This window comes from Streptomyces sp. NPDC006879, from assembly GCF_042869595.1.
Taxonomy (GTDB): domain Bacteria; phylum Actinomycetota; class Actinomycetes; order Streptomycetales; family Streptomycetaceae; genus Streptomyces.
This window is the reverse complement of sequence record NZ_JBIAGC010000096.1, coordinates 1-2,791: the sequence shown is the minus strand read 5'-3', so window position 1 is coordinate 2,791 and position 2,791 is coordinate 1. Positions and strand designations below refer to the sequence as shown.

Below are 2,791 nucleotides of genomic sequence, written 5' to 3'. Positions count from 1 at the left end.
CATCCAGCGGCGACTCCATGACAGCCATACCCGGAACCCCTGGGCCCGCCGATCTTACGAATGACCAGCTCAGACCCACATCAAGAAGGTAGGACACCGTGAGGATGTGATGAAGCGGCGCCGTCGACAGCGGTGGCCGCCTCATCCAGGACTGCTGGGGGGAAGAAGAGGTCCTCAAGCGCGTCCGCAGCAAGGAGGATAGCCATCATCACGACCGGTAGAAGCAGGGCTAGCAGGATCACAGAACCTCCCGACAGGTCGGTCTGTGGGCTTCGTGGCCCAGCCTTCAGGATGGACCTGAATGGCGCAACGCGCACGGCGGCACCAGTCGAGGCGTATACCGCGGGCGGACCAGGCGTGCGGCGCGCCCGGAGCCCTGCAAGCCCCTCGCGCACACCTAGCTTGTCCACGAGAACGGGTTCTGTCCGTGGTTCATGAGCAGCTCAGCTGGTGGTTGGGGTGTCTGAACTGCTCATTCGCATAATGGACATGTCCGTGACGCAGGGCTGCGGTCGAGTGCGAATGCGGTGCAGGACCTTGTTGTCGTGAGTCGGGCTCACGCCCCGGCATCCCTGGCTGCGCGCTCGCCCTTGAGCTGGCCGCCCACCACTTGTCTGCTGAAACGCATCGGTATACGGACTTTTCTGGCCCAGGCAAGATCTTCATAAGGTGAGGGGGTGGTGTGCCATCGTGCGCCGGTGAGGCTCCGTCACGGGTAGCGGCGTCGGAGGTGGGCAATGAGGACGACGGCGCGGTGGCGCAGGTGCGGAGCGCCGTTGCCGGGCTGTGGAGCCAGCCTGCGCCGTCCGCTTGCCCATCAGAGCTAGCTTGACTCTGTCGGGGATCTTGGAGTTGTCGAGGTCAGGTTCCCAGGGTGCGCCAGGACTTCGGCCGGGGTAGCTGCCTCCGGTCGAGGTAGTTCTGGAAGGCCGTTGGTCGGCGGGGTGTGGGTGCTTCTTCGGCCGGTGGCAGTCCGCTGAGGCGCTCGATGTTGATGGCGATGGCCGTCAGCACGTGCTGGACGTGGGCTTTGCTCTGTCCTCGGTAGCGGCAGCGCCGCATGCCGTGTCCGTGGGCGAACTCGTTGACCGTGCCCTCCACTCCCGAGCGGACCGCATAGCGGGTCTTCCACTCGGGCGTCTGCTGTTCGGCCCGGACGCGGAGTTGCAGTTCGCGGAGTTCTCGCGGGGGAAAGCCCACGGTTCGGGCGCTGTCGGCGGTGGAGGTGCACTGGGTGCGGGCCGGGCAGGGACGGCACTGGCTCTTGGTGAACCTGGCCACGATCAGCGGGGCCGCGGTGGGTGACGAGGTTGGGTAGGGGCCGTGCCAGCCCGCACTGACCTGCCCCTGGGGGCACGTGACCTGCTGACGGTCGTAGTCGATGTGGAAGTCGTCCCGGGTGAAGCCCTCGTTCTGCCGGTGTTGGCGGGTGGGGTTGGTCTTCAGCGGCCCGGAGACGGTGACCTGGTGTTCACGGGTGGCTTGTTCGAGGTGGGGCAGGGAGGTGTAGCCGGCGTCGACCAGGTGCTCGGCGGGCAGCAGTCCGCGGCGGGCCAGGCGGGTGTGGATGCCGGGCAGGACCTGGCTGTCGTGGGTGGTGGCCGCGGTGGTGGCCACGTCGGTGATCACGTTGGGGCCGTCGGGGGCACAGGTCTCCGTCAGATGGGCGGCGAACCCCTTCCAGCTGATGATGTGCCCGTGTCGTGCGTAGCGGGCCGAGGTGTCGTAGGGCGAGACGACTGCCCGGGACGAGGGCGGCAGCCCGGGTCCGCCTTCCTTCTCGGCGGTGCGCCAGCGCAGCCGGCCTGCCTGGTCACGGTGGTAGTTCTGCACCATGATCTGGCGCAGGGCCTGGACGCGAGGGCCGGACGTGCGGCCTGCTCCGTGCTGGTAGAGGTGTTCCAGGAGCCGGACGGCGTCGTTTCCGGTGGCAAGGATCCTGGTCTTGGGCTTGGTGGGGTTCTTGCCCAGGCGGACCGGTCGACCGTAGCGCAGCCCCCAGTCCTCGTCGACCAGCCCGTCCAGCAGGTGAGGGGACATACCGGCGACTTCTTCGAGCGCGGCGCGGACCGCCTCGGTGACCAGCTCCAGGCGGGTCAGGTCGCGCACCGCGGCCAGGACGTGGGTGGAGTCGGTGCGCTGCGTGGTGCGCTCGCGCACCAGTCCGGCCTCCTTGAGGCGGGCCAACGCGAGGTCGAGGAGGCGATCAGCGCGGTCGTCCTCGGTAAGGCGGTCTCGGAAGTCGGCCAGCACGCTGTGGTGGAACCCGGGATCGTCCAGTTCCATCGCCATGGCGTACTTGAAGTCGATGCGGCAGCGGACCGCCTCGGCGGCCTGCCGGTCCGACAGGCCGAGCAGGAACTGCAGCACACAGACGGTGGCCAGTTGAGCAGGCGAGAGCCCCGGGCGCCCATCCCGCGGGTACCAGTCGGCGAAGTCCACGTCGCACCACAGCCCATCGAGGCGATCGCGTACCCATATCGCCGTCGTACCGCCTGGATTGCTCGCCCGCGCGATCTGCGCGGTCAGAGAGGGGACTTGCTCACCGGAACGAGGGCGAAGGGACAACGGGCACCTCGACAACTGCATCGGTCGACGGAACCACCCGAGCATGCCCGTTGACCATGCTGCCGCACCGAGGAACTCCAAGATCCCCGACAGAGTCAAGCTAAGGGCTGTCCCGTAATCCCCGGCGGGCGCACGGCGTCAGATGCGGTGCATCGCAAGGCGGAGGGGCGTCCCCATACTGGGCGTATTCGGGCGTTCCGACAACGCAGCGAGGTGCCGTGGC

The 2,791-nt window shown here is 67.8% G+C and carries 1 protein-coding gene; it reads right to left on the bottom strand.

All coding sequences use genetic code 11. The features are described 5' to 3' along the window. Positions 1-861: 861 nt before the first annotated feature. A complete protein-coding gene (locus ACFYMC_RS29650) occupies positions 862-2,568 on the bottom strand; it encodes an IS1182 family transposase (protein WP_388531218.1) in 1,707 nt (568 codons plus the stop codon). Positions 2,569-2,791 lie beyond the last annotated feature (223 nt).